The 24,590-nt window shown below is 44.9% G+C and carries 21 protein-coding genes and 1 tRNA gene; 6 read left to right on the top strand and 16 right to left on the bottom strand.

Translation table 11 applies throughout. From position 1 onward, the window contains the following. Positions 1–51: 51 nt before the first annotated feature. Both ushA and ybaK read left to right on the top strand, forming a co-directional pair. On the top strand, positions 52–1,713 hold the full coding sequence (ushA, locus tag L3V36_RS12820; protein WP_054542527.1) for a bifunctional UDP-sugar hydrolase/5'-nucleotidase UshA: 1,662 nt from the start codon (positions 52–54) through the stop codon (positions 1,711–1,713). Between the two features lie 118 nt (positions 1,714–1,831). Further along, positions 1,832–2,305 (top strand): Cys-tRNA(Pro) deacylase, encoded by a 474-nt coding sequence (ybaK, locus tag L3V36_RS12815; protein ID WP_017076861.1) that lies wholly within the window; start codon positions 1,832–1,834, stop codon positions 2,303–2,305. Between the two features lie 127 nt (positions 2,306–2,432). On the opposite strand, the gene rluF is transcribed toward ybaK, so the two are convergent. The 3 genes from rluF to L3V36_RS12800 form a co-directional block, all read right to left on the bottom strand. Then, positions 2,433–3,527 carry a 23S rRNA pseudouridine(2604) synthase RluF gene (gene rluF / locus L3V36_RS12810; protein ID WP_004736244.1) on the bottom strand — a complete coding sequence of 365 codons (1,095 nt, stop codon included), beginning with the start codon at positions 3,525–3,527 and terminating at the stop codon, positions 2,433–2,435. Between the two features lie 176 nt (positions 3,528–3,703). Continuing rightward, on the bottom strand, positions 3,704–4,285 hold the full coding sequence (smrA, locus tag L3V36_RS12805) for a DNA endonuclease SmrA (RefSeq protein WP_017076135.1): 582 nt from the start codon (positions 4,283–4,285) through the stop codon (positions 3,704–3,706). Positions 4,286–4,452: 167 nt separating this feature from the next. Further along, positions 4,453–4,593: a DUF3149 domain-containing protein gene (locus tag L3V36_RS12800; RefSeq protein WP_004736246.1), complete on the bottom strand. Its 141-nt coding sequence runs from the start codon at positions 4,591–4,593 to the stop codon at positions 4,453–4,455. A gap of 255 nt (positions 4,594–4,848) precedes the next feature. Here L3V36_RS12800 and L3V36_RS12795 point away from each other — a divergent pair. Then, a tRNA-Pro gene (locus L3V36_RS12795) sits at positions 4,849–4,925 on the top strand. A 281-nt stretch (positions 4,926–5,206) separates the two neighbouring features. Here L3V36_RS12795 and L3V36_RS12790 read toward each other — a convergent pair. Further along, positions 5,207–5,629: a hypothetical protein gene (locus L3V36_RS12790; protein ID WP_102447585.1), complete on the bottom strand. Its 423-nt coding sequence runs from the start codon at positions 5,627–5,629 to the stop codon at positions 5,207–5,209. 121 nt (positions 5,630–5,750) lie between these two features. Then, on the bottom strand, positions 5,751–6,638 hold the full coding sequence (locus tag L3V36_RS12785; RefSeq protein WP_208775111.1) for a TraB/GumN family protein: 888 nt from the start codon (positions 6,636–6,638) through the stop codon (positions 5,751–5,753). Positions 6,639–7,044: 406 nt separating this feature from the next. Between L3V36_RS12785 and L3V36_RS12780 the strand changes: the two genes are divergently transcribed. Beyond that, positions 7,045–9,699 (top strand): beta-N-acetylhexosaminidase, encoded by a 2,655-nt coding sequence (locus L3V36_RS12780; protein ID WP_208775109.1) that lies wholly within the window; start codon positions 7,045–7,047, stop codon positions 9,697–9,699. Between the two features lie 536 nt (positions 9,700–10,235). After that, a complete protein-coding gene (locus L3V36_RS12775; RefSeq protein WP_004736127.1) occupies positions 10,236–10,928 on the top strand; it encodes an oligogalacturonate-specific porin KdgM family protein in 693 nt (230 codons plus the stop codon). Positions 10,929–11,205: 277 nt separating this feature from the next. Here the strand turns inward: L3V36_RS12775 and L3V36_RS12770 are convergent, their stop codons facing one another. Together L3V36_RS12770 and L3V36_RS12765 are read right to left on the bottom strand one after the other, a co-directional pair. After that, the gene (locus L3V36_RS12770) at positions 11,206–11,646 is read right to left on the bottom strand and encodes a DUF411 domain-containing protein (RefSeq protein ID WP_208775107.1); all 441 of its coding nucleotides are present in this window, start codon (positions 11,644–11,646) and stop codon (positions 11,206–11,208) included. Beyond that, positions 11,636–14,449: a heavy metal translocating P-type ATPase gene (locus L3V36_RS12765; RefSeq protein WP_208775106.1), complete on the bottom strand. Its 2,814-nt coding sequence runs from the start codon at positions 14,447–14,449 to the stop codon at positions 11,636–11,638. The genes L3V36_RS12770 and L3V36_RS12765 overlap by 11 nt, the downstream gene beginning before the upstream one ends. Positions 14,450–14,750: 301 nt before the next feature. On the opposite strand from L3V36_RS12765, the gene gltX reads away from it, so the two are divergent. Beyond that, complete coding sequence (gene gltX / locus L3V36_RS12760; RefSeq protein WP_208775104.1) at positions 14,751–16,178, top strand: glutamate--tRNA ligase; 1,428 nt, start codon at positions 14,751–14,753, stop codon at positions 16,176–16,178. Positions 16,179–16,329: 151 nt separating this feature from the next. Here gltX and L3V36_RS12755 read toward each other — a convergent pair whose 3' ends face one another. From L3V36_RS12755 to L3V36_RS12715, 9 genes are read right to left on the bottom strand one after another with little or no spacing between them, the layout of a single operon-like run. Further along, complete coding sequence (locus L3V36_RS12755) at positions 16,330–16,794, bottom strand: Sbal_3080 family lipoprotein (RefSeq protein WP_102447593.1); 465 nt, start codon at positions 16,792–16,794, stop codon at positions 16,330–16,332. An 8-nt stretch (positions 16,795–16,802) separates the two neighbouring features. Further along, positions 16,803–18,026, bottom strand: a complete 1,224-nt coding sequence (locus L3V36_RS12750; protein WP_017076635.1) for a beta-ketoacyl-ACP synthase — start codon at positions 18,024–18,026, stop codon at positions 16,803–16,805. Next, positions 18,023–18,748 (bottom strand): 3-ketoacyl-ACP reductase FabG2, encoded by a 726-nt coding sequence (locus L3V36_RS12745; protein WP_145572152.1) that lies wholly within the window; start codon positions 18,746–18,748, stop codon positions 18,023–18,025. Before L3V36_RS12745 ends, L3V36_RS12750 begins: the two co-directional genes overlap by 4 nt. Next, a complete protein-coding gene (locus L3V36_RS12740; RefSeq protein WP_102447594.1) occupies positions 18,745–19,209 on the bottom strand; it encodes a hotdog family protein in 465 nt (154 codons plus the stop codon). The genes L3V36_RS12745 and L3V36_RS12740 overlap by 4 nt, the downstream gene beginning before the upstream one ends. Further along, positions 19,202–20,386 (bottom strand): beta-ketoacyl-[acyl-carrier-protein] synthase family protein, encoded by a 1,185-nt coding sequence (locus L3V36_RS12735; protein WP_208775102.1) that lies wholly within the window; start codon positions 20,384–20,386, stop codon positions 19,202–19,204. The genes L3V36_RS12740 and L3V36_RS12735 overlap by 8 nt, the downstream gene beginning before the upstream one ends. Before the next feature lie 5 nt (positions 20,387–20,391). Beyond that, positions 20,392–21,015 carry a DUF3261 domain-containing protein gene (locus tag L3V36_RS12730; protein WP_208775096.1) on the bottom strand — a complete coding sequence of 208 codons (624 nt, stop codon included), beginning with the start codon at positions 21,013–21,015 and terminating at the stop codon, positions 20,392–20,394. Continuing rightward, on the bottom strand, positions 21,012–23,384 hold the full coding sequence (locus L3V36_RS12725) for an MMPL family transporter (RefSeq protein WP_208775095.1): 2,373 nt from the start codon (positions 23,382–23,384) through the stop codon (positions 21,012–21,014). Before L3V36_RS12725 ends, L3V36_RS12730 begins: the two co-directional genes overlap by 4 nt. Then, positions 23,356–24,054 (bottom strand): outer membrane lipoprotein carrier protein LolA, encoded by a 699-nt coding sequence (locus L3V36_RS12720; RefSeq protein WP_017095986.1) that lies wholly within the window; start codon positions 24,052–24,054, stop codon positions 23,356–23,358. The genes L3V36_RS12725 and L3V36_RS12720 overlap by 29 nt, the downstream gene beginning before the upstream one ends. Then, positions 24,041–24,571, bottom strand: a complete 531-nt coding sequence (locus L3V36_RS12715; protein WP_102449227.1) for an acyl-CoA thioesterase — start codon at positions 24,569–24,571, stop codon at positions 24,041–24,043. Before L3V36_RS12715 ends, L3V36_RS12720 begins: the two co-directional genes overlap by 14 nt. Between the last annotated feature and the right edge of the window lie 19 nt (positions 24,572–24,590).

Genomic DNA, 24,590 nt, shown 5'->3' with positions numbered 1-24,590 from the left:
AATAGATTATAAAAAGCAGTGGATTCCCCTAAAAAGTTCAAAGGTATGACAATGAAGCAACGCCTTATTCTAAAGACAGCACTAAGTGCTGCAATCCTAGCTACTCTAGCTGGGTGTGCGTCTCAATCAACTCAAGATTGGAACCAAGACGAAACTTACAAGCTAACGGTTCTACACACTAACGACAACCATGGTCGTTTTTGGCAGAACAAATACGGTGAATACGGCATGTCTGCGCGTAAAACGCTTGTTGACCAACTTCGTGCTGAAGTTGAAGCAGAAGGCGGTAGCGTGTTGCTTCTATCTGGTGGTGACATCAACACCGGTGTGCCAGAGTCAGATCTTCAGGATGCAGAACCTGATTTCAAAGGTATGAATAAAATTGGTTACGATGCAATGGCATTGGGTAACCACGAGTTTGACAACTCTTTAGACGTACTACAAAAGCAGATCGACTGGGCTAACTTCCCAATGCTATCTGCAAACATCTATGACAAAGCAACAGGTGAACGCAAGTTCCAAGCTTACGAGATGTTTGAAAAGCAAGGTATCAAGATTGCGGTTATCGGTCTAACCACTGAAGATACGGCAAAAATCGGTAACCCTGAGTTTATCGCGAGCATTGATTTCCGTGACCCTAAAGAAGAAGCGAAGAAGCTGATCGCTGAACTTAAAGAAACAGAGAAGCCAGACTTAATCTTCGCTGTGACTCACATGGGTCACTACGAAAACGGCCAACGTGGTGTTAACGCACCGGGTGATGTAGCACTTGCTCGTTACCTAAACGAAGGCGACCTAGACATGATCGTTGGTGGTCACTCTCAAGAGCCTGTATGTATGGAAGGCCCTAACGTTGCGAAGAAAAACTTCAAGCCGGGTGATGAATGTAAACCAGACGTACAGAATGGTACCTACATCGTTCAAGCTCACGAGTGGGGCAAGTACGTAGGTCGTGCTGATTACGAATTCCGTAACGGCGAGCTAGAGATGGTGAGCTACGATCTGGTTCCAGTTAACCTTAAGAAGAAAGTTAAGATTGACGGTAAGAAGCAACGTGTTCTTATTCAAGATGAGATCGCACAAGATCCAGAGTTGCTTGAATTCCTACGTCCTTTCCAAGAGCAAGGTCAAGCACAGCTAGAAGTTCAAATTGCTGAGACAAATGGCAAGCTTGAAGGCGATCGTAACGTGGTGCGTTTCCAACAAACTAACCTAGGTCGTTTGATTGCGACTTCTCACATGGAGCGTGCACAAGCAGACTTCGCTGTGATGAACTCTGGTGGCGTTCGTGACTCAATTGAAGCGGGCAATGTCACTTACAAAGATGTACTGAAGGTACAACCTTTTGCAAACATCCTGACTTACACAGACATGACAGGTAAAGAAGTTCTAGATTACCTAAACGTTGTGGCGACGAAACCAATCGATTCTGGTGCTTACGCGCAGTTCGCTGGCATTTCAATGACAGTAGCAAATGGTGAAGTATCGAATGTCTTCATCGGTGGCAAACAGCTTCGTTTAGACGAAACATACCGTTTCACAGTGCCAAGCTTCAACGCGGCTGGTGGCGACGGTTACCCTAAACTTTCTGGTCACCCTGGTTACGTGAACACAGGTTTTGTTGATGCTGAAGTACTGAAAGAGTACCTAGAAGCGAACAGCCCAGTTGACGTGAACAAGTACGCACCTTCTGGTCAAATGGTTTACAAGTAATTAAACCCAGTTGATAGAGTCAATAGGTGCTAAATTAGATTGACTCTAGCACCATGATAAATTTAACTAAAGCGACGCCGAGGCGTCGCTTTTTGTTTATCTATCGTTTGGATTTGTTATGACCCCTGCAATCAATCTCGCCAAGAAAAAGAAAATCGCTCATAGCGTGCATCAATATCACCACGATGCGAATAACACGAATTATGGATTAGAGGCTGTCGAAGCGCTTGGTCAAGATCCCAAACGTGTATTTAAAACGCTTTTGTTCTGTTTGAATGGCGTAGCTAAAGATTTAGCTGTTGCCGTTATTCCCGTTGATCAGAAGCTAAACCTGAAGCTTGCGGCAAAAGCGGCAAAAGGCAAAAAAGCAGAGATGGCGAACCCTGATATTGCTCAGAAAACCACGGGTTATGTGGTGGGTGGGATCAGCCCTCTTGGTCAGAAAAAAGCCTTGCCTACCTTTGTTCATTCCAGCGCGACAGATTTTGAAACGATATGCGTGAGTGCAGGGAAGCGCGGGCTAGAAATTGAACTCGACCCAAAAGACTTAGCGCTACTGACTCGCGGTCAGTTTGCTGATCTATGTTTATAGATTGTCGTTGTCATGATGATACAACTACCGAATGACAAACAAAAACGCCCACTAGATTAACCTAGCGGGCGCTTTTATATTGAGTGTCTATCCTGAAATGTGCTTGTACATTGAGGACGAATTATGACTACTTCTTCAGACCTAAAGTACCACCAACACGCTTCGGTGCAGGCTTACCGCTTCGACGATCGTTATTGTTGCGATCTGTGCGGGTGCGATCCGAACTGTTTCTATCTGAATTAGAACGCTCTGAACGAGAGTTCGATTTCCAGTTCTCGGTATTGCCACCGCTTTCACCATTCGATGAGTTACGGCCACGTTTCGAGTTAGGCGCATGACGGAATTCATCCGCATTATTACCGCGATAGGTGCGAGTACGGTTCTCGTTTTGATTACGGCGCGCTGTGGAAGTTTGGTTTTCTTCACGGCTATCAAAAAGTTTTGCGTCTGTCGCTTTGCGAATGCGTTGACCTTTCGCGTTCATTTTTGATGCATCTTCAGTACTTACAGAGCCTTCACACATCGCTAAAATTTCAGTGATCTCTTCGTCGCTCAGGTAGCGCCATTTCCCGTTAGGAATGCCGTCTAATGAGATGTTCATAATACGAACACGGCGCAGCTTAAATACCTCGTAACCCAATGCTTCACACATACGGCGAATTTGGCGGTTAAGGCCTTGCGTTAGTGTGATTCGGAACGAAAATTTGGTTTCTTTCTCGACCTTACATGGCAAGGTAACAGTATCGAGAATATGAACGCCAGCGCCCATTTGCTTCAAGAACTCAGTCGTAATCGGCTTATCTACACGCACCACGTATTCTTTCTCGTGGTTGTTACCGGCACGTAGGATTTTGTTTACGATGTCGCCATCGTTGGTCAAGAAGATAAGACCATCAGAAGGCTTATCTAGACGACCAATAGGGAAAATACGTTTGTGGTGGCCGATAAAGTCGACGATGTTGCCAGGAATATCACGTTCAGTAGTACAGGTGATGCCTGTTGGTTTATTAAGAGCAATGTAGATCGGCTTCTCTTTTGAGCGAACAGGTTTATTGTCGATCTCAACATCATCACCGGGCAAGACTTTAGTACCCATTTCAGGGATCTTACCGTTAATAGTAACTCGGCCTGCATCAATGAGTTTGTCGGCTTCGCGGCGTGAGCAAAAACCAGTTTCACTGATGTATTTATTAAGGCGTTTAGCTTGGGATTCTTGTGACATGATATTCTCTTAGCGTTTCACAACGGAAATATAGATAAACAAAAAGCAACTTTTGGATAGTTGCTTTGAGTTGGGATTCGTTAACTGAGGACAATTTTAGCACTTGGTGTGAGTCTAGGCACGAAATATCGATCTTGATGCAATTCGATATCAGTGTACTTATCTGTTTCAACCAGTTAACTGGTGCGTTTTTGATGGCGCTCTCTGTTCTCTAGCTTTTTCTCATTACTCTTTCTGAGCATAACGTAGACTGCGCCAGTACCACCATGAAATTGCTGAGCAGAGTGAACACATTGAACGTCGTTAATTTGCGTGAGCCAATTCGCCACGTAGCTTTTCATCATTGCTGGTGGGTTCGAGCGCTCACCTTTACCGTGAACAATGATAACGGTGCGAACATCCATTCTTAAACACTGGCGTAAAAATGAGAGTACTTCGTTACGAGCGTCTTTCAGTGTTTTCCTATGAAGGTCGAGTTTGGCCTGAATAGGGTATTTGCCTAAGCGCAGCTTTTTATATACGCCTTCTTGTACACCATCTTTCTTGTAAGCAATGACGTCGTCTGGCTTGATCATTGGTGAGTAGTCTAATGATAAGTAGTCTTTCTCGTCGTCAGACAGCCACATAGCGGCTTCACGCTTAGCAAGGTGAGATTCTGTGACTCGGTGTACTTTCTGGTGTTCGGCGGTGTCATGGTCGATACGTTTAACATCGCCCATCATTTCTTGGAATAGATCTAAGTCGTCATCATGAGACATAGTGTGTATCTCAAGTTGGAGAAGGATAGGGTAAGTATACCTAAGTTGAGGCCGGGTTTAAAAATGAAAAAACCGGAGAAGACAATAAGCCTGCTCCGGTGCAAAGCGTTTTTACATCCACCCAAAGAAAATGATACTTAAAAGTAGATGACTTAGGCTGAGCGATTCTAGTGAGGAGATTTTTCAGTCATAACTTTGTAGATGAAGAAGCCTCCATAGAACATCATGAGACCCAGAGCCCCGAATATTACTATCATTGAAGATAGCCCCACTGCATTACCAAATAGGAGTTCTAGCCAAAAGTCCATGTGTATACCTCAAAGTTATATGACATGGCTTAGTGTATTAAGTAGCGTTATCAATTCACTGATCTGGATCAATCCTGTTTCATAAGTTAAATACTTGTTGTTGAGTGTGTGTTTTTCGTCACATTAGCCGTTAGGTTGTACGTCTTTTGTTCGAACGATTCGATATTGTAAAAAAGAGTGAAAAAAGCTCTTGCGCATAAATTCAGAATCCGTATTATACGCTTCATCGACAGGCAATCAGCCAGTTAGATATCTCGGTGAATAGCGCAGCTTGGTAGCGCATCTGGTTTGGGACCAGAGGGTCGGGGGTTCGAATCCCTCTTCACCGACCACATTAAGAAAAAGGCTTCTCAGAAATGAGAAGCCTTTTTTGCATTTCAGGATAAAGATAATCACTTGGTCAACGGGTTCGCCTGATGTTCAAAATAAGCTCTTCAACGCCACATTAAAGAAGCCGTAGACCATTTATTATAGAGAAGGGCTACGACTTTTTTGCATTTTGGTATGTGCGTCATTCCCTAGAGTGACGAAGGAGCGAGTCGGGAATCTCTTGTTGTTCTAAACATCCCGCATAGAGAAAAGGATTGACTCAATAAGCCCGTCCCAAATCTGTTTACTTCACATCACAAGTGATGTTCTTGATTGGCGTCTCTGAGGTAACAAAGCAAACATAAGCTTCAACAGGGTTATTTGGACCAATTCGAATGTAGCCTGCCTGTACTTCATCTTCGTTAAAAGTCACCGAGTGAGAGTTACCTGTCTTGCCATCGTAAAAGCTTGCTTCAAAATTACCATTCATTTGGCTTGCGATACGGTTGCGTGTCGTAGACGTCGTGAAAGTAATATTCGCGCATCGCATGGGTGGCTTTTCAGTAATCAAAAACTGTCCGCTTTCTTTATCTAGCACGCCGCCTTTTGTATCAGGCTGAATGTCGATGGCTTGAAACTGTTCGATGGTACAAGTTTCTTTGGCAGACGCTGCCGTGGGCATCAGGATCGCGATGGCTAAAGGTAAAGCGAAGAGTACTGGTTTCATGAGAACAACACCGTGTATAAAAAGAGCGAAAGATAATAGCACCGTTATGGTGCTATTAAATGTAATGATTCTGTTATTAGGTAATGGTTATATTATGAGAAGGTCATGGTCCCGAATTTAGTTAGTTGTCGTCACTAACCTCAAATTGACACTGAGCCTGTTGGCTTTGTGATTGTTGAGTGACATTAAAACCTTTCTCTTTTAACAACTGTAAAAGGTTACCTTCGCCAACTAGGTGCAAGGCGCCAACCACGATCAAATAATTCCCATTTGAATCGAGTTTCCAATCATTGGCGGATAGCTTGTTTGCCCAGTCGATATTGCGATCAGTTAAGAATGCTTTCTCGAGTTCAAGCGACATCTCAGACAGCTCTGCGAAGGCTTCCAGCTTCGCTAAATCACCCGCTTTCCAGCTTTCAATTAGGCAATGAACCACACGATCAGTTTGGTCAAATTCCTCAAGGCTACTGACTAACCATTCCTTACCGTCATCCTTTTGTTTTGTCATCAGGTCTATTTGGAATTGTAATGGTTCTAAACTGATAACCGGAACATCTTGGATAGTCGCTTTGTAAGCTAGCGTCGCATCAACGCCGCCGGCGGAGCCATAACCAAGGTTTTTTAGTTGCTGCATCTGTATGGAGAGAGAAGTCGCCCAAGGCGGCGAGCTGAGCAGTTGTTGCGTCGGCATCTCCAACGATTTTGATATGTCGGTTAATAATTGCAGCTGTTCTTCATTGAGTACATCGGCAGTAGTGAGTTTGTTGTGGGGATATACAACGCCATCAGACTTTCTGATATCCGTTTCGATAACTAACCCATCACTGTTTTTTAGCGCGTTGATGATCGCTGAAGGAAGTGGGTACATACTCTCGTCCCCAACGTGCACGGAACCTAAGATAGTGAGTGTCAGATCCTCCTTTTTTGCTTGCCAATAAAGGGGCTCGGCGACCGCTTGCCTAGCTGAAAAAGCGAGAACGAATAAAACCATGTAGAAGAATGGGCGCAAAGGGAGCTCCTTTAGGAAGTATTAAACTCGTCAAAATCGATTTTGACGGTGTTTTTTAACGGTTTTTTTTGAGAACGATGTCACGTTGTTTGTACGAAAAGTATAACAACACCAACAAACTCTTAAACCTTTCTCAGTAACAACGACACGATTTTATGAAATCCTTTCAAAAGATTGTGATTCAATTCTCAAATATTACGTCAAAATAAAACTGACGGAACTGTCGATGTCGGTAACTTTATGATTTTAATAAGGTTAATTTTATCAATATTTTTTAGATTTGAAGTCGATCACTTTATTAACTTGATTTAATTCACGGCGAAAAATAAGGCCATATAGTTAATCTAACTTTTGAAGCGTTCTATTTTGCTTCTGACTCAATTTTTTAAATTTATGGGTGAATACGATGTTGAAGAGAAACTTACTATCTGTAGCGGTACTTGCTGGTTTAACGGGGTGTGCGGTAACACAAGCACCAGAACAAAAGGTGGTTAATGCACTGGCTGATAACCTTGATGTGCAATACGAAATTTTGACGAACCACGGCGCAAACGAAGGCATGGCTTGTCAGGATTTAGGCGCAGAGTGGGCATCATGTAACAAAGTGAACATGACTCTGACCAATGACGGTGAAGCGATCGATTCGAAAGATTGGACTATCTACTTCCACAGTATTCGCCTTATCTTAGATGTTGATAATGAGCAGTTTAAAATCACTCGTGTAACGGGCGACCTACACAAACTAGAACCTACAGATAAGTTCGATGGTTTTGCTGCTGGTGAAGAAGTGATTCTTCCGTTAACGAGTGAGTACTGGCAACTGTTTGAAACTGACTTTATGCCGGGTGCATTCGTAACTGCGCCAAACGCTGAACCTAAGATGATTGCTTCATTGAATACGGAAGATGTCGCGTCGTTCGTAACCGGTTTGGAAGGAAACAACCTTAAGCGTACACCTGATGACAACAATGTCATGGCAACAGCGGTTACTCGCTTTGAAAATAATGCTGATCTGGCAACGCAAGATGTATCAACCACTTTACTACCAACGCCAATGTCGGTAGAAGCGGGCGAAGGTTCAGTGAGCATTGCTGGTGGTATTGCCCTACCTAAAGACGCATTTGATTCTGAGCAGTTCGCTGCAATTGAAGAACGTGCAGATGTGGTAAACGTAGATGTGAGTGGCGACCTACCTGTTAGTGTTGCTGTTGTTCCTACTCAGTTTACGGGTGATTTAGCGAAATCTGGCGCTTATGAACTAAGCATCTCGGAAGAGGGGATTGCGATTAAAGCGTTTGATAAAACAGGTGCTTTCTACGCAGTTCAGTCTATTTTTGGCCTAATAGACAGTCAGAATGCTGAATCATTACCACAACTGTCGATCCAAGATGCGCCACGCTTTGACTACCGTGGTGTGATGGTGGATGTTGCTCGTAACTTCCACTCAAAAGATGCCATCCTAGCAACGCTAGATCAAATGGCAGCCTACAAGATGAACAAACTGCACCTTCACTTAACGGATGATGAAGGCTGGCGTTTAGAAATCCCGGGGTTACCAGAGCTAACGGATGTAGGGTCTAATCGTTGTTTTGATTTGGAGGAGCAAAGCTGTTTACTGCCTCAGCTAGGTTCAGGTCCAACAACAGACAACTTTGGCTCTGGTTTCTTTAGTAAAGCGGATTACGTCGAGATCTTAAGCTACGCAAAAGCGCGCAGCATCGAAGTAATTCCAGAAATTGATATGCCAGCACACGCTCGTTCTGCTGTGGTATCAATGGAAGCGCGTTACACTCGCCTAATGGCGGAAGGTAAAGAAGCGGAAGCAAGTGAATACCGCTTGATGGACCCACAAGATACTTCAAACGTGACGACGATTCAGTTCTACGATAAGCACAGCTTCATCAACCCATGTATGGAGTCATCGACTCGCTTTGTTGATAAAGTGATTACTGAAATTGCAGCAATGCACAATGAGGCGGGTATGCCGCTAACGACTTGGCACTTTGGTGGTGATGAAGCGAAAAACATCAAGCTAGGCGCAGGCTTTCAAGATGTTGATGCTCAAGATAAAGTGGCGTGGAAAGGTAACATTGAGCTAGACAAGCAAGACAAACCATTCCAACAGTCTCCACAATGTCAGTCTTTGATTGCTGATGGTTCAGTGAGTGATTTCGGTCACCTACCTGGCTACTTTGCAAAAGAAGTATCAAAAATTGTTGCAGACAAAGGAATTCCTCACTTCCAAGCTTGGCAAGATGGCTTGAAGTATGTGGAAGAGGGTGAATCTGGCTTCGCTACTGAAACGACTCGCGTTAACTTCTGGGACGTTCTTTACTGGGGCGGCACTTCATCAGTGTACGACTGGTCAGCGAAAGGTTATGACGTGATTGTCTCTAACCCAGATTACGTATACATGGATATGCCATACGAAGTAGACGCAGCAGAACGTGGTTACTACTGGGCAACGCGTGCAACCGATACTCGTAAGATGTTTGGTTTTGCTCCAGAGAACATGCCACAAAACGCAGAAACGTCATTAGACCGTGACGGCAATGGCTTCAGTGGTAAAGGTGAGATTGAAGCGAAACCTTTCTACGGTTTGTCAGCGCAGCTTTGGTCTGAAACTGTACGTACTGACGAGCAGTATGAATACATGGTGTTCCCTCGTGTTCTTGCAGCAGCTGAGCGTGCATGGCACCGAGCCGATTGGGAAAACGACTACAAAGTGGGCGTTGAGTACTCTCAAGATACTGACTTAGTGAATAAGCAGGCTCTAAACAGCGACTTTAATCGCTTCGCGAATATTGTTGGTCAACGTGAGCTGGCTAAGCTCGAGAAAGCGGGTATTGATTACCGACTACCAGTTCCGGGTGCTCAGGTTGTTGATGGTAAGCTAGCGATGAACGTTCAATTCCCAGGTGTAGAGCTTCAATACTCTGCTGATGGTGAAAACTGGCTGACTTATGATGAGCAGCAACGTCCTTCGGTTTCTGGTGAAACGTACATCCGCTCTATCTCTGAAAGTGGCGAGAAAGTAAGTCGAGTAACTTTGGTAAAATAATCGACAAGCAACATTAATAGAAGAGCTCCCTAGCTTTTATCTGATTCAGATAAGAGTGGGAGCTTTTTTTTCGTCCAAATCAAGTTAGCTACTTCTCTTAAACTGAAACATATAGAAATAGCCTTTATGTATATCGTCAACAATGTACATAAGGTGAGTTCCATCGCAAAAGTGACGCGCTTCTCATTATTCTCTTCAAAAAATAAGTCTCTCATCAAAAACTCTAAATCAGGTGTGATTCAACCAACTAAATCTAATTTCGCATCGTAAAATAATGTAATCCTGATCTGTTCGTTTTTTAATCTTGAGTTTTTTATCAATTTTTATGTTTTTAAGTGACTGATTTTAATGTGTTAAATAACTTGTTCTTTTTTGATAGTGAGAGAGATCACTCTGCTCATTCTTTTATTTTGAAACGCAAATTAATTCGAGCAACATAGATTTCATGCCAGGGAGGCAACTAACTACTCAAGCGGTGAAGGTGAATGATGTACCGAAGATGTGCCGCTGAAAAAATCAAACTAAGGCAGTTTACTATGAAAAAAATTATCGCTCTAAGTGCACTTTCTCTTGCTTTTGCTTCTAGTGCTTTTGCTGGTTCTTCTTACGTTACAGGTAACATCCAAATTCATGACGATGGCCGTATCCACGGTTCTGATATGACTTCTACGCTAGAAGCTGGTCACACGTTTGACAACTCTCTAGGCGGTTTCACGGTTTATTCTGAGTTTGATGGCATCCAACTGGGCAAACTTGAATCTGAAAATGGCGGTGCAGGTAATACTACTCCAGGCATCACTGTCGGTGGTGAGCAATCTTTCAACATTACTGACAAATTATGGGTTGCTGCTGGTTACCAACACCTATTCTCTGCAGGTGAGAGCATTCAGTTCCGTCCATTAGTTAAGATCGGTTACAACTTCGATAACGGTATTTCTATTAGCAACCGTACTCGTGCACACATCGATGATACTTCGGCTAATGCTGATACAGATTACCGCATGGATAACCGCATTGGTTACACAGTGAATGCTGACCTAGCACTTAGCTACAACAACGTATACATGATTGATGCTGAAGCGATGGATCATGAGTTACGTGCTACATGGACTCGTCAAGGTGTTCAACCTTACTTTGAGTTCCGTAGCCAAGCTAACGGTGTAGATTTCGCAAACGGCGATTCTAAGCAGAACAACGCATTCGTATTCGGTGCTTCTTACGGCTTCTAAGCCGATTCACTTGGCTGCTTAGTCTATTAGATTATTAGCCGAGTGAGCTTCTTCGCTAATTAGTTTTTTTGTTAAATAGCTTTTTGTTAAATAGCTTCTTAGCCAATTAGCGAGGAGAAATATAGCGGCACTAACAGCCCGGTTGGTGCCGCGACAAGATTTGCTTTACTGTCCAAAAGCAAAGAGCCTAGCAAGTAAACCACAGTCTTGGGTTTACTCATGCTAGGCTCTATTTTTATGACTTCTTTTTATTGCTTTGCGTTGGTCTAGTTAAGCTTTATTTTCCGTTGTAGTGACGGTACTCAAACACCTGACCTTCTTCATTAAACGCATACACAGAATACTCGTCTTTCTTATCGCCATATTCCATGCCCGGTGAGCCCATTGGCATACCTGGAACCGCTAAGCCAATCGCATTGCGTGGTGGGTTTTCTAAAAAGGCTTTAACGTCTTCTGCTGGAATGTGCCCTTCAAATACGTAACCGTCGATCTCTGCCGTATGGCAAGAAGCCAGCTCTGGCGTTACTCCTAACTTCTGCTTGATAGGATTCATGTCATCATGGAGTTTCTCTGTGACATCGAAACCTGCGTCTTGCATGTGTTCTGTCCATTCTGTGCAGCAGCCACAGTATGGAGACTTATGGTTTAGAACATCAGTCGCGAGAGCTTGTCCTGAAATTGCAGCGAGTGCTGTAAGAGTCATAATTTTACGAATCATGGTTAACCTCATGAATATGGTTTTTGTTGATATTAGAATGTGTGGGTTTGAAAAGTCTTAATCTGTTGGCATTGCTTACTACCGTAATTGACGACATCGCCATCGCAGCGCCTGCAACGACAGGACTAAGCAGAAATCCGAAAAATGGGTAGAGCACACCGGCTGCGATAGGAATACCAAGCGAGTTATAAATGAAGGCACCAAACAGGTTTTGCTTCATATTTCTTACGGTCGCTTGGGACAACTCGATCGCATTGCTTACTGATAATGGCGATGAGTTGAGTAGCGTCATTTGCGCACTTTCAATCGCGACATCACTGCCACTGCCCATTGCGATTCCTATATCTGCTTGAGCAAGAGCTGGTGCATCGTTAATACCGTCTCCGACCATAGCAACACTCTTATATTGTTGTTGCAGCTGAACAATATGCTGAGCTTTCTGCTCTGGAAGCACCTCCGAGATAACCTCGTCGATACCGACACTTTTACCAATCGCTTGAGCAACAGAATCGTTGTCGCCTGTTAATAGCACAGTGTGAATTCCGGCGGATTTTAGTTGAGCTATCGCCTGTTTGCTATCTATTTTTAACGCGTCTGAAATGCCCAATATGCCTTCGAGTTTTTGATCGATTACAACGAAGATGGGTGTCCATGCTTGCGAGCGGCAAAGCTCGATAAAATCTGCGCCAATCTCAGTATTGATGCCTAATTGGGTTAGGTACTTAAGTGAGCCGACTTGCACGTTCTTGCCGCTAATTGTTGCTTGTACGCCAAGCCCTCGTTGGTTTTCGAACTCGCTATGAGGTAGTGCTGAAATTTGTAGGCTCTCTGCATATTGGCAAACGGCTTTGGCGAGTGGGTGCTCAGATCCCACTTCTACTGAATAAGCATAAGCCAGTAACTCTTGCTCCGTTAGATTAGAGTAAAAGGCCTGTTGAACGGTTGGTTTGCCTTGGGTCAACGTACCTGTTTTATCAAACACAACAGCATCGATCTTGCTGGCAGACTGCAATACATCCGCATCTTTAATAAGAACGCCAAACTCAGCGGCTTTACCCACGCCAACAGTAATCGACAGTGGCGTTGCTAGGCCTAACGCACATGGACAGGCGATAATCAGTACTGTGGTTGATACTACGAGCATGTAGCTCGCGCTTGGCTGTGGGCCAAAGAAAAACCAAACTAAGGCGGCAACGGCTGCGATTGCGACCACAACCGGAACGAAAACGGCTGAGATAGAATCGGCAAGCTTGGCGATTGCTGGTTTACTGCTTTGTGCTTGGCGAACCATTTGAATGATTCGAGCCAACATGGTGCTTGAGCCAATCCCAGTCGCTTCAATGATTAAACTACCATCACCATTAATGGTGCCCGCAGAAACCCCATCATTAATCGATTTAACGTTGGGAAGCGGTTCACCAGTCAGCATCGATTCATCGATATAAGATTCGCCAGATACCACAACACCATCAACCGGGACTTTTTCTCCCGGTTTCACTCGTACTTGCATACCGACTTGAATCGCCTCTACGGCAATGGTTTGTTCTTTATCATCGACAATAACTACCGCTGTTTGAGGCTGTAAGTTAATCAGTGCCTGTAAAGATTTCGTAGTGCGTGCTTTGGCTTTGGCTTCAATGTAATGCCCTAAAGAAATAAGGCCGACAATCATTGCACTTGCTTCAAAATAGACATGACGCGATGGTTCTGGGAACCATGATGGAATCAGCACAACCAGCATAGAGTAGAACCATGCTGCGCCCGTACCTAAAGCAACTAACGTATCCATGGTCGCACGCTTATGCATGAGTGATTGCCAAGCGTTAGTGAAGAAGCTGCGTCCTGAAGTCGCAAGCAGTATCAAACAGACCACACCAACTAATCCCCAAGCTAATTGGTCGTTAAATGTAGCAATGGTCATGCTGCCACCGAACAGACCCCACGCCATCAGCGGAGCACCGATAAACAGCGCGCTTACTGAATTCTTTAGGAAAGCTTTTTGGGTACGAAGTTGTTGTTCTTGCTGTTTTTGTTGTTGAGTTGCCGCGTCATCAACGAACTCGGCGCCGTAACCTGCGGCTTTCACCGATTCTATTAGAGCGTTTTCGATGACGTTACGTGTTTTAGAGGTGAAGACCAAGGCTGTCTGTTCAGCGAGGTTGATCTGAGCTTGGTCGACGAAATCATTTTTTTTCAGCGCTTTCTCTACCGAAGAAACACAACTTGCACACGTCATTCCCTCAAGAACAAGGTGATAAGTATATTGGCTAGCTGCAGTTTTAGCTTGTGTCGGTTCAGCCGGCGTTGGTTTTTTATTTTCTTCTGAATCTGAATTAGATAAAAGGTCATTGGCTTCAGAGTAGGGAGCTGCGTGATAACCCACACTTTCGACTAGCTCAATAATCTCGGATTCTTCAAGCAGAGTAACCAACGACAATTCATGTTTGGTGACGTTTAGATTTGAGGCTTGCTCAGTTTGTTGAATCGTCTGAGTCAGCTTGCTCACACACTTACCGCAGCTAAGACCAGATAGCGAAAGGTGCAGTTTATTACCCATGCTATAACCAAGCGTCGCTAGTTGTTCGTTGAGTTGAACGTAACTAAAAGGAGTGGAAATATCGATGTATGTCGGCGATATGTCGTTGATCTTCGTATTATCGAGACCATCAAACAGTGTGCGGACTTTCTTCGCGCATCCCATGCAATTTAGGCCGTTGAGTGCGGTTGTGTAATGCTTCATATCGATACTCCAATTCTCATCTACGCCCAACATAAACCTTACCGTAAGGGTAAGGTCAAACATAAATTCAAGAATTTGATCTTAGTGGCATATGAATGGGTGGGTTAAGTTTGTGGGATAGGCGAGAGTTAAAGAAAAGCATGGCTATAATTTACTGGCTCAGGCTATAGATTTGCTACATCGAAGCTGGATTTGGCCTTTCTACAGTCGCTTTCGCACAAGATCCGTGCATTAATCATTCACTACTGATTGTAGATTTAAGCGGTGGTGATAAAATAGCGCCCAAAATTTAGTGATATTTTTCTGTTGCAGGCTTTGTAATGGCAATCACTAAAAGAATCACCTACATAATCAAGGTATTTAAATGACGGTTAAAACTCGTTTTGCTCCTAGCCCAACTGGCTATCTTCACGTTGGTGGTGCACGTACTGCACTTTACTCTTGGCTATTCGCTAAGAATCAAGGTGGTGAATTCGTTCTGCGTATCGAAGACACGGACCTTGAGCGTAACTCTCAAGAAGCGGTTGATGCAATTCTAGAAGGCATGCAATGGATGGGTATGGAATGGGATGAAGGTCCTTACTACCAATCTAAGCGTTTTGACCGTTACAACGAAATGGTTGATAAGCTACTTGCTGAAGACAAAGCATTCAAATGTTACGCGTCTAAAGAACTGCTTGATGAGATTCGTGCAGTACAAGAAGAAAACAAAGAAATGGCTCGTTACGATGCGAACCACCCTAAAATTGTTGCAGCAAACGAAGCAGCAAAAGAAGGTGATGCATGCGTTATCCGTTTCCGTAACCCTAAAGAAGGCAGCGTAGTATTTGATGACCAAATCCGTGGTCGCATTGAAATCGCGAACAGCCAACTTGATGACCTAATCATTCGTCGTACAGACGGTGCTCCAACTTACAACTTCGTAGTTGTAGTGGATGACTGGGATATGGGTATTACACACGTTGTTCGTGGTGAAGACCACATCAACAACACACCTCGTCAAATCAACATCTACGAAGCACTAGGCGCGCCAGTTCCAACTTTCGCTCACTGTGCAATGATTCTTGGTGATGACGGTGCGAAACTTTCTAAGCGTCACGGTGCTGTATCAGTAATGCAATACCGCGACGAAGGTTACCTACCAAATGCACTAAACAACTACCTAGTTCGTTTAGGCTGGTCTCACGGTGACCAAGAGATCTTCTCTCAAGAAGAGATGATTGAATTCTTCAGCCTGAACGCAATCAGCAAGTCTGCATCTGCATTCAACACTGAAAAACTACTTTGGTTGAACAACCACTACATCAAGACTTCTGAGCCTGAGTACGTTGCAAAATACCTGCAATGGCACCTAGATGCACAAAAGATCGATACAACAAACGGCCCAGCGATCACTGAAGTGATCACGCTAGTTGGCGAGCGTTGTAACACGCTTATCGAACTTGCTGAGCAGTCTCGTTACTTCTACGAAGACTTCTCTGAGTTTGAAGCTGGCGCAGCGAAGAAGCACCTACGTGGTGTTGCTAAAGGCCCACTAGATCTTGCTCTTGCTAAGGTTGAAGCACTTGAAGATTTCACTACTGCAAACATCAAAGATGGTGTGATTGCAGCAGTATGTGAAGAGCTAGAGATCGGCATGGGTAAAATCGGTATGCCACTTCGCGTAGCAGTAACAGGTGGCGGTCAGTCTCCTTCTGTTGATGCAGTAATGGAGCTTGTTGGTAAAGAGCGCGTAATCGCTCGCATCAAGATGGCTCTTGAGTTCATCGCTGAGCGTGAAGCTAACGCTTAATTGAGCTAATGCTAGATTCAAAAAAGGGTCAGTAACTTGGTTACTGACCCTTTTTATTTGTCTTGAGCTTCGTCGCTTAGAGCTTCGTCGATTAGAACTTTTTCGATTAGAGCTTTGTCGAACCGAACTCTGCTGATCAGAACTGGATTCGTTATAGCTTGTCGTCAGCAATCAGTTGGGTCGCTTGAGCCGCTGTTTTCTTATCGAACAAGATATCCATCATCGCTTTAATGCGTTCCATATCGTCGCCAAACTTTGATAAATTGCCGCTATTAGGTGCCTTAAATTCTACGTTGCCTACGCGCTGTTGATCTTGATAAGCTGAGATCTTGGCGTCTGCCACAAAGGTTCTGAAATCCCAACTCCAGCGAGAGACATAATCAAGCGTAATGTCCTCTGGATTATGTTCTGAACCGTCTGCAACGACTTTACATTTGACCTGATTGTTCAGGCACCAATCGAGCATGGAATCGAGGAAAATGCTGCGTGTTTTTACATCTTCCACGATCGTGATATTTTCGATGTTGTTTGCTTCAGGAAGTGCATTGCCCGAATACTTCGGAGCACTGCAACCTGCGAGTAAAAAGACAACAGCAAGAGCTAGCCAGTTTTTCATTATCTATCCTAGATTTTTTTGAAGATGATGGAAGTGTTGATCCCGCCAAAGGCAAAGTTGTTGCTCATTAGGTATTCAACATCCAGTTCGCGGCCTGAGCCCGTGATGTAATCAAGTTTACCGCAGCGTTCGTCAATGTTTTCAAGGTTCAATGTTGGACTGAACCAGCCTGAATGCATCATCTCTAGGCTTAACCAAGCCTCAATTGCACCACACGCACCAAGCGTATGACCAAAGTAGCTTTTCAATGAACTGATTGGCACTTCTCCGAAAATGTTCGCTGTAGCATTACTTTCTGCAATATCGCCTTTTTCAGTTGCGGTACCGTGAGCAGAAACATAACCGATCTTTTCAGCCGGAAGCTGTGCGTCTTTGAGTGCTTTCTCCATACAAACTTGCATGGTTTCCATTTGAGGTTGAGTCACATGAGCCGCATCGCAGTTGCTGGCAAAGCCGACAATCTCAGCGTAGATTTTTGCGCCACGAGCAACGGCATGTTCATATTCTTCAAGAACAAGCGTGCCGGCGCCTTCACCGATAACTAAGCCATCGCGCTCACTGTCGTAAGGGCTAGGGGATTTTTCTGGTGTGTCGTTTTTTAAACTGGTAGCAAAAAGGGTATCGAAAACGGCAGACTCAGTTGGGCATAGTTCTTCACCACCACCAGCAACCATCACGGTTTGGTAGCCGTGTTTGATCGCTTCATAAGCGTAACCAATCGCTTGGCTTCCTGAAGTGCAGGCACTGCTGGTGGGAATCACGCGCCCGCGCAAGCCAAAGAACAGTCCAACGTTGACCGCAGCAGTGTGTGGCATCATTTGAACATAGGTAGTTGCTGTGATTGCTCGTGTCGATTTCTCATTAAGCATCACACCAAACGCACCTACGGCATCAGTACTGCCGGTTGAAGACCCGTAGGCAATGCCCGTTTCTCCGTTAGTTAGAACATCATGTCCAATTAATCCGGCTTGTGTTAAAGCATCTTCAGTCGCGACAGTGGCTAAGCGAGAAACCCGACCCATGCCTCGAACCTGTTTACGTTTGTAGTGTTTTGGTAATTGGAAGTCATCAATAGGCGCAGCTAGCTTAGTGTTGAGGCCATCGTATTGCTCAAAACTTGGCATATATTGAGTGGCATTTTCACACGCTTTCAGTTTTGGCTCGATGTGCTGCCAATCATTACCAAAGGCAGTAACACCAGACATGCCAGTTACAACAACGCGGTGGGTCATACTAAGCCTCCATTGACAGAAATTACTTGGCGAGTGACGTAGCCTGCAATATCAGACATTAGGTAGCTGACTAGGCCAGCCACTTCTTCTGGCTCGCCCATGCGGCGCAGTGGCACTTGAGGTAGAGCGTGATCTTTCACGTGCTCATCAACCATACCGGTATCGATTAATCCTGGAGCAACACAGTTTACTGTGATCTTGCGTTTTGCGAGCTCAAGAGCCAGAGACTTAGTCGCGCCAATCACGCCGGCTTTTGCCGCCGCATAGTTGGTTTGACCGCGGTTGCCCATGATGCCAGATACCGACGCCAGAGTAACGATTCGACCGCCTTTGCGTTTTTGAACCATAGGCATTACGCACGGGTGAAGTACGTTGTAGAAGCTGTCGAGATTGGTATGGATCACGCCATCCCACTCTTCTTCCGTCATGGCAGGGAAGGCCGTATCACGAGTAATGCCCGCGTTATTTACTACACCATAGTAAGCGCCATGTTTAGCTATATCTGATTCAAGCGTTTCACGGCATTCACTGCGATTGCTGATATCGAATTGGATCAGACGTCCTGCGCCACCCAATTCAGTGATCGACTTTAAGGTATCTTCGGCACCTTGCTTGTCACCCATGTAATGAACGGCGATTTCAAACCCGTCTTTTGCGAGTTGAATAGCGATCGCTTTACCAATGCCTTTACTGGCACCAGTGACTAATACCTGACGGGTCATGATGGGCTCCTAGTTTTCATTTCTTGTAATTTGTGTTCAGTTGGCACATAGACATTAAGTTGGCATTGAGCCATCAATTCGCCTTGGTCTTCGACTCTGGCGGTAAACACGGCCATGCCACTGTCTTCCATCAGTTGCTCGGCGTAGATATCAAGGGTTTGCCCTTGAGAAAATTGGTCACAAAGTGATTTGTAACGACGAGAACCCAGTAAAAACCCGATGGGTGGAGTGGTGCCGTTTTTTATCGCGTGGTATCCAGACCAAGCGGCAACCGACTGCGCCATAAACTCGATACCAACATAAGCGGGTACGGTTTGAGTGTCTGCGTTAAAGAACAGGTTATGTGCTCCAATATCCACTTGGCAGTGAATCGATAACGCCTCTACGCTGATAGCACGATCGATTAATATCATCGGGTCATCATGTGGGAGGAGTTGGTCTACAGAAGGGATATCAGTCATTTACTACACCAAAAATCAGGCTAATGTTGTTGCCACCAAAAGCAAAAGAGTTGCTTAAGATGTTCTTTACTTTAAGTTTCTGGGCACAGTTTACCAAATCAATCTCAATATCCTCAGCTTTATCCTGACATTTTTGTAAGGGAAGCGGTAAGTCATATTTTAAAATATGCCATGCTATTGTTGCTTCTATCGCACTCGCGGCTCCAAGAGTATGCCCGGTGAGTGGCTTGGTGGAACTGACGGGAACCTTGTTTGCAAAAATACGATGAATGGCTTTGCTTTCCATTGAGTCATTGAGAGGCGTAGCGGTGCCATGGGCATTGATATAGCCGATGTCCTCTGCTGTTAGCTGTGCAGCGTTCAGTGCCTTTCTCATGGCGTGTTCTGCGCCATTTCCTTCAGGGTGAGGGGCTGATATATGGTGCGCATCAGAACTATCACCACAACCTAACAGAGCAATATTGGGTAAGTTGTTCGATGGTTTTATTTTGCTAAGCAGCATAAATGCGGCGGCTTCTCCGATATTAATACCATCTCTAGAAGTACTAAAAGGCTGACAATGTGTCGTTGAAAGCGCTTCAAGGCCATGGAAGCCATTGAGCGTAAGTTTACATAAGGTATCGACACCTCCAACCAACACTGCATCCGCCATTCCAGAATCTAACAAGCGTTGAGCGGTAAGAAAAACACGGCCGCTTGATGAGCAGGCGGTCGAGATTGCGTAGCTTGGCCCTGTCAACGAGCAATATTGACTAACAAACTCTGAGGTATTCCCTAGCTCTTGTTTGGAGTAGTGATAATGCTCAGGAAACTCACCGTTTGCCAATTTATGTTTGAAAGCAGCTTCACCATCAGAAATCCCCGAGGTGCTTGTGCCGATAACCACAGCAATTCTATCTGCGCCAAATTGTGATTTTGCTTGCTCGATAGAGTCTTGGATTTGATTTAGAGCTGATAACGCCAGTTGATTGTTACGAGTGGCGTATTGTGTGAGATTGGATGGAACCTCTGGCAGTTCGCCCCCGACCTTACCCACGATAGTGTGCTTACCATCATTCAGCATATCGCTTACTTCAACCATGTTCGATTCACGCGCCCCTTTGAGGCAGCCATGAATGTCAGCAACGCTTGAGCCTAACGCAGAGTGGAAACCACAGTCTTGGATATAAATAGGCATAGTATTCAGCTCTTACTTGGGTTATCGACAATCGTTGAGTTCAACGTTTGTATGGTGATGGTGTAGCCTTGAATCAAATGCTTGAAAACAATGTCTCCAGAGAGCTTCGGTTCATTGGCTTTTGCTTGATACTCGATACGAATAATGGCTTGTTGGTCGTCGTCAAACACGGTTCTTGTATTGTCAGTATCGACTAGATGCCAATCTATGGTTTGCAAAGGCTGAGTCCAGGCTTCAGTCGGCCATAAGGTCAGCATCAAATTAAATAGCACCTGTTCAGGTTGTGGCAAAGTTGCGCCAAGCCCAGACAAAACCTGCGTATCAATCACATGATTTTGATATTGCAGCGATAGGATGCGAGTACCCCAAGAAGAAAACCCCGCCAAAACCACTTTATCCGCTGTCACTTCGACTTGAACCGGAAGTTGCTGCGTATCGGTTTCCCACGTAGCGCTGATGAGCTGACTGGCCGTGAGGGAGTACCCTAGTTCAGCTGGCAATGGTAGTGCTAGCTCGGTGTCATTGTTGATAGACACACTTGCACCAGTTGGCTGCTGAGAAACCATCGAGCAGGCACTGAGCATTACACCCACTAGCGTGACGAAGGTGATTTTTAATGTCCTGATCATCTAAAAACCTCTCGAGAAGTTGGTCTTTCTACGTTTTTGCTATTGTTGATCGCGAGTGGCGAAAGTAGCCACGCGACAAAGATCCCTGTCAGAACAGTAACACCGAAGCTATGAATGGCATGAGTCTGACTTAGTGACAATAAGCCAAATGAAAGCAACGTTGTGAGACCCGATAGGGTGATCGCTAATAAGGTGCTTAGCGATTTTTTCTGCTCAGCAAAGAACAGGGTATAGTCGATACCAATCCCTAAAATTAGAATCAGCCCAAGCAGGTTAAACAGATTCAGTGTCGAGCCTAAAATGCCCGTGACCGCTAGACCTGCGACTCCGGCAATCAATGAAGGCAACAGCATTAATAGGCTTTGCTTCACACCGTAGCGCCAACCTAAAACCATCCCAATAGCGGCCAAAGCTATCAATAATAGCTCGGTGATCTTGACTCTGTATTCCGCAAAGAGAGCGGAGATTTCATCGGCTTTATTAAGGTATTTAACACCTTGTTGCTGAGCAAAGCTTGAATCGAGCCATTGAGAGAACAGAGCTGAGTTTGTAACGTCTTTGATCAAAATGACTGACGCCGCTTGTCCATCGATAGGTTTTAACCAAAGTGGTCGAACAGGTTCTGACACCGGTGATTCCAAAAACCCAGATACCGTGATTGCTTCGAACTTAGGTAATTCTGGAAAGCTAGGCCAACCAAGAGTGTTCTGTAAGATATGGCTTTGCTGGCGATAGAGTTGTTCAACCAATTGATAGTTATCATGCTGGTCTTGTTTACTTAACAACTGCTGATTGATGCTGCGATATCCTGAGATACCTTGGCTATCGATTAAAGAGTCTAAGCTCGCGGTGATTTCTGCCAGTTTTTTGAGTAGCTTTTGATCGCTCTTAGCGGTCACCAGCAGCATATTTTGGCCACTGCCTAATCCTGATATCTCAGTAATGGCTTGCTCTTGCTGTTTGAGTTGATCTGGCATCGCTTGAAGTTGGCGAATATCGTCGTCGTAGCGAATTTGACTGAGTGATATCAAGCTAACGACAGTCACTATTAATGGTAAGCCAATTCTAAACTTTTGGTTGCTCCAGAGACTTAACCAAGTATGCCAAAGCTTCGACAACGGAAGAGGGCGTTCTTGGCTTGGTTTTGCCGCTAAAACCGGATACCAGCACACCACGCTGGCGTAAGCTGCGATCAGTCCAATCGACGAAAACAGAGCAAGTTGCTGCAATCCCGGGAAAGGCGCGACCAACAAACCTAAGTAGCCAATCAAGCTGGTGATAAGACCTAAGGTGATCGCAATGATAATGTGTTTCAAGCCTTTGTCACTTTGCCATTTACTTCCAGCTGCCAAGCGGTCAGTCAGGTAGTGAAAGGAGTAATCGATGGATACGCCAATCAAGCTAGCGCCAAACACCAAACTAAACAGATGAACCTTGCCGAAGATAGCGACGGTGCTTGCCAGCGCAACCAATAACCCAGTACTGATTGAGAGTAAAGATAAGGCGAGTGGTAGGGCACTACGAAACGTCAGCCACACCAATAAAATAACACCGGCCAAAGAGCCCAAACCAATGGTACTGATTTCTGATTTCGCACTTTCGGTACCGTAATTGGCGTAGAACACCACACCGGTATGCTGCACTTTGACGCCAAACTGCTTTTCGACTTCGCGCTCAATTGAATCAAGATCGGGAAGTTGCTCTTGAATGGCCAAGCTATAAGGTGAACCCGCCAAAGTCGCCGTCACCAAAATATGAGTTTGGTCATTAGATTGAGCGGTGAGGTATCCCTCTTTCAGAACAAAGTTACTTGATTGAACGCCAACAGCACTGATGTAGTCGCGAAATAGTAGAAATGGATCCATCGACAGTTCGGCTGCAGTGACGCCTGAGAACGGATTGTACAGAGACTGAATGACGTATTGAGCTCGTGAATCCGGCGAGTGGGTCAGCGTCTCTTTTTGTTGCTGGGTAAGCAGTTGAGCTCGGTGACGAAAGTAGAAATCGCTCCATTGGCTTTGAGTGCTGGCGCTGATTTTGCCTTGAACTTGCTGAAACAGAGTTGGCTGACTTGAAAAGGCTCTTTGGTTGAGAGCTTTTTCAAAAGCGTCGGTCGCAACCATGGCTTGTTCGATATCGGGGGCGCTGATGATAAACACCACTTGCTCGCTCATCGAGCTGGATATCTGCTGAAAGGCTTGCTCTACCATTGGGTCTTGCTGGTTTTCTGGTAGTAACTTTAGGATGTTGCTTTCAATCGGTACCGACGAAGAAAAAGCGAATTGTTTTATCAACAATCCGCTAAATAGCATGACGACAACAAGCCAAACAAGGGCAAGACTAGAGTTGGAATTGTTGCGCTTCAGCATCTGATAATACTTCCGGTAGATGGCTTAACTGACTAAATTCGATCACCGTGCTGTCTCCACGAATCTCTCTCAGTTCAATGCGTTCAATATCATTTTGACCTTGCAGAGTAATGGCTTCAAATACCGCGTTCATCGGAGCACTTTTCGGCTTTAGAGTGAGTGTCCATCGTGTGTCTTGTGAACTTGCGTTTGCACTTTCATCAGTGTTTGTAGTGGTTGCAGGCTCAAAGTCGAGTGAGAATTGTTCTTGGAGTTTTTGCGTATCCCCATGAAACACCGACAAGAAGATATGGCTGAAATAAAACGCCATTGGGTTTTCTTTATCGGTGATGATTTTAGCGGGTTGATCGGCAAACCTTTGGCTCAGTTTGTTATCGGTTAGCACCAAGCTAACAGGAAAGGGGGTAGTTTGTGTCCAAAGCAAACCATTCGACTTGTCTAACAGGAAAGTACCTTGTGATGTTAGAGGCTGGGCGAACATTTCCATGTTGCGCGTTTGGGTGAACTCACCACGCACTATGTTGTTTGCGCTTAATACTGTTTGCAGATCTGAAATAGAACCAACCGTAGCTGTACTTTCATTAGCAATAACAAAACTACTCGCCATCATTGAGGCAAGCCATAGTAGTGCGATGCTGATGTGTTTGCGACTGCGTTTAAACAGACTCATGTTTCACCTGCTGCTGTGTGTTAGATACTTGAGGTTGGTCTGATTGTTGGTCGCTTGGTTGCTGCTCAGTTGATTGGGGTAAGCAGCCAAACTGGTGCCAGTGCTCGACTTTATCTGTAAACACTTTCGGTGAAGCGAAGCACATCTCTTGTTCTTCAATGGTCACCGCAACCTGCATGGTGTGGGCGCGTGTCATGCGAGCACCTGTGTTGGCATCGTGAATTTCGTAGTCAACACGCAGGCGGTTTTCCCATTCAGTCAACTTAGCCGATACCTTGATCTGATGATTGAACGGTATCGCCTTAATGTACTTTACACGCGTGTCGATGATCGGCCACATGTAGCCTGAGTCCTTCATCTCATGGTAGTTGTACTCAATATTATTCATCATGATGCTCCTTACTTCTTCAAAAAATCGGAAGTAATTACCGTGATAGATCACGCCCATCGGGTCGGCATCTTGGAATGAGGTAATCAGAGTCACCTCAGATTGTAATGGATGAAGGATTTCAGACATAAATCGCTCTCAACAATAT

The sequence above is a fragment of the Vibrio sp. G-C-1 genome, from assembly GCF_021728015.1.
Taxonomy (GTDB): Bacteria; Pseudomonadota; Gammaproteobacteria; order Enterobacterales; family Vibrionaceae; genus Vibrio; species Vibrio splendidus.
The sequence above is the reverse complement of the archived record's forward strand: the minus strand, read 5'-3'. Positions and strand labels throughout refer to the sequence as shown.